This is a genomic window from Pedobacter nutrimenti (assembly GCF_003208655.1).
GTDB classification, from domain to species: Bacteria; Bacteroidota; Bacteroidia; order Sphingobacteriales; family Sphingobacteriaceae; genus Pedobacter; species Pedobacter nutrimenti.
Genome location: NZ_QKLU01000015.1, coordinates 1 through 2813, shown reverse-complemented (window position 1 = coordinate 2813; position 2813 = coordinate 1). Strand labels below are relative to the sequence as shown.

Here is a 2813-nt window from a genome sequence, read left to right as displayed (position 1 = left end):
TGACCTGGAACAGAATGCCCATAAACAAGAAAAGCCTGCAGTTCTCACTACAGGCTTTCTTTAAGATTTGGCACCGACCTACTCTCCCACGTGTTACCGCAGTACCATCGGCTCTGGTGGGCTTAACTTCTCTGTTCGGAATGGGAAGAGGTGGACACCACCGATATAGGCACCTAAATATTTTTATATATTCAGTATATCTATCTTTCGATCTTTTTTATACACTAAACAAATGACATATTATTGAAAGAAGTTAGTTAGGAAGAGCAAACAACGTAGTGTTGCTTTTGAAAGCTTCGGATGATTAGTATTACTCGACTTTGATGTCACCACCTTTACATCTGTAACCTATCAACGTAGTAGTCTGCTACGGTCCTATATGGAATTCTCATCTCGTGGCTAGTTTCGCACTTAGATGCTTTCAGCGCTTATCTATTCCCAGCGTAGCTACTCTGCAATGCCCCTGGCGGAACAACAGATTCACTAGAGGCTAGTCCAACCCGGTCCTCTCGTACTAAGGTCAGCCCCACTCAAAATTCCTACGCCCACAACAGATAGGGACCGAACTGTCTCGCGACGTTCTGAACCCAGCTCGCGTGCCACTTTAATCGGCGAACAGCCGAACCCTTGGGACCTTCTCCAGCCCCAGGATGTGACGAGCCGACATCGAGGTGCCAAACCTCCCCGTCGATATGAGCTCTTGGGGGAGATCAGCCTGTTATCCCCAGCGTACCTTTTATCCTTTGAGCGATGGCCCTTCCATGCAGAACCACCGGATCACTATATCCGTCTTTCGACCCTGCTCGGCTTGTCTGCCTCACAGTCAAGCAAGCTTATGCTATTGCACTCCTCATACGGTTACCAAGCGTATTGAGCTTACCTTTGAAAGCCTCCGTTACCTTTTTGGAGGCGACCACCCCAGTCAAACTACCCATCAAACAATGTCCTCCGACTAGCGGAGTTAGACACCGAATACAGAAAGGGTGGTATTTCAACGTTGACTCCACGACGCCTGGCGACGCCGCTTCATAGTCTCCCACCTATCCTACACATCCTGTATCCAATGTCAATGTTAAATTGTAGTGAAGGTGCATGGGGTCTTTCCGTCCCGTTGCGGGTACCCGGCGTCTTCACCGGGACCACAATTTCACCGAGCTCATGGCTGAGACAGCGCCCAGATCGTTACACCATTCGTGCAGGTCGGAACTTACCCGACAAGGAATTTCGCTACCTTAGGACCGTTATAGTTACGGCCGCCGTTTACTGGGGCTTCGATTCAATGCTTCGGTTTAACCCTAACATCCCCTCTTAACCTTCCAGCACCGGGCAGGTGTCAGGCCTTATACTTCATCTTTCGATTTTGCAAAGCCATGTGTTTTTGTTAAACAGTCGCCTGGGCCTTTTCACTGCGGCTGATATTGCTACCAGCGCCCCTTCTCCCGAAGTTACAGGGCCATTTTGCCGAGTTCCTTAGCCATGATTCACTCGAGCACCTTAGAATTCTCTTCCCGGATACCTGTGTCGGTTTGCGGTACGGGTTTTTATAACCTGAAGCTTAGCGGTTTTTCTTGGAAGTCTGATTACCTGCTCTATCCACGCCCCCGAAGGTTTGCGGTACTATTAGCCTTTAGCAAGACCGGCGGATTTGCCTACCGGTCCTATACCTACAGCCTTTAACGATCTATTCCGTCAGATCGCGGCAGTGTCACTACTCCGTCCCCACATCGCAGTTATAAAAAGTACTGGAATATTAACCAGTTGTCCATCGAATATCCCTTTCGGGTTCTCCTTAGGTCCCGACTAACCCTGATCCGATTAGCGTTGATCAGGAAACCTTATCCTTTCGGTGGGCAGGTTTCTCGCCTGCCTTATCGTTACTTATGCCTACATTTGCTTTTCCAGAAGCTCCACCAAAGCTTACGCTTTAACTTCGCTGCCGCTGGAATGCTCCCCTACCGTAATATTAATATTACCCATAGCTTCGGTGTACTACTTAATGCCCGTTTATTATCCATGCACGATCGCTCGACTAGTGAGCTGTTACGCACTCTTTAAATGAATGGCTGCTTCCAAGCCAACATCCTAGCTGTCTATGCAATCGCACCTCGTTAGTTCAACTTAGTAGTAACTTGGGGACCTTAGCTGATGGTCTGGGTTCTTTCCCTCTCGGCCCGTGACCTTAGCACCCCGGGCCTCACTGCTGAGTATATTATTTAGCATTCGGAGTTTGTCTGGATTTGGTAGGATTTGACTCCCCCGCACCCAATCAGTAGCTCTACCTCTAAATAACTTTACCTCAACGCTGTTCCTAAAAACATTTCGGGGAGTACGAGCTATTTCCCAGTTTGATTAGCCTTTCACCCCTACCCACAGATCATCCGGAAACTTTTCAACGTTTATCGGTTCGGTCCTCCAGTACGTGTTACCGCACCTTCAACCTGTCCATGGGTAGATCACAAGGTTTCGCGTCTACCTCCCCTGACTATACGCCCTATTCAGACTCGCTTTCGCTTCGGATCCGTGTCTTAAACACTTAACCTTGCCAGAGAAGAGTAACTCGTAGGCTCATTATGCAAAAGGCACGCCGTCACGCCACCTGGACGCTCCGACCGCTTGTAAGCACACAGTTTCAGGTTCTATTTCACTCCCCTGTTCGGGGTTCTTTTCACCTTTCCCTCACGGTACTGGTTCACTATCGGTCTCTCAGGAGTATTTAGCCTTACCGGATGGTGCCGGCTGGTTCCCACAAGGCGTCTCCGACCTCGCGGTACTCAGGATACTACTAGACTAATGGTACTTACGTGTACGAGGCT

2 rRNA genes are annotated in these 2813 nt (G+C 49.1%); both read right to left on the bottom strand.

The window, feature by feature from the left end:
- Window positions 1–65: 65 nt before the first annotated feature.
- Window positions 66–177, bottom strand: a 5S ribosomal RNA gene (rrf, locus tag B0O44_RS24785).
- Between the two features lie 107 nt (window positions 178–284).
- A 23S ribosomal RNA gene (locus B0O44_RS24780) occupies window positions 285–2813 on the bottom strand; the annotation flags it as partial.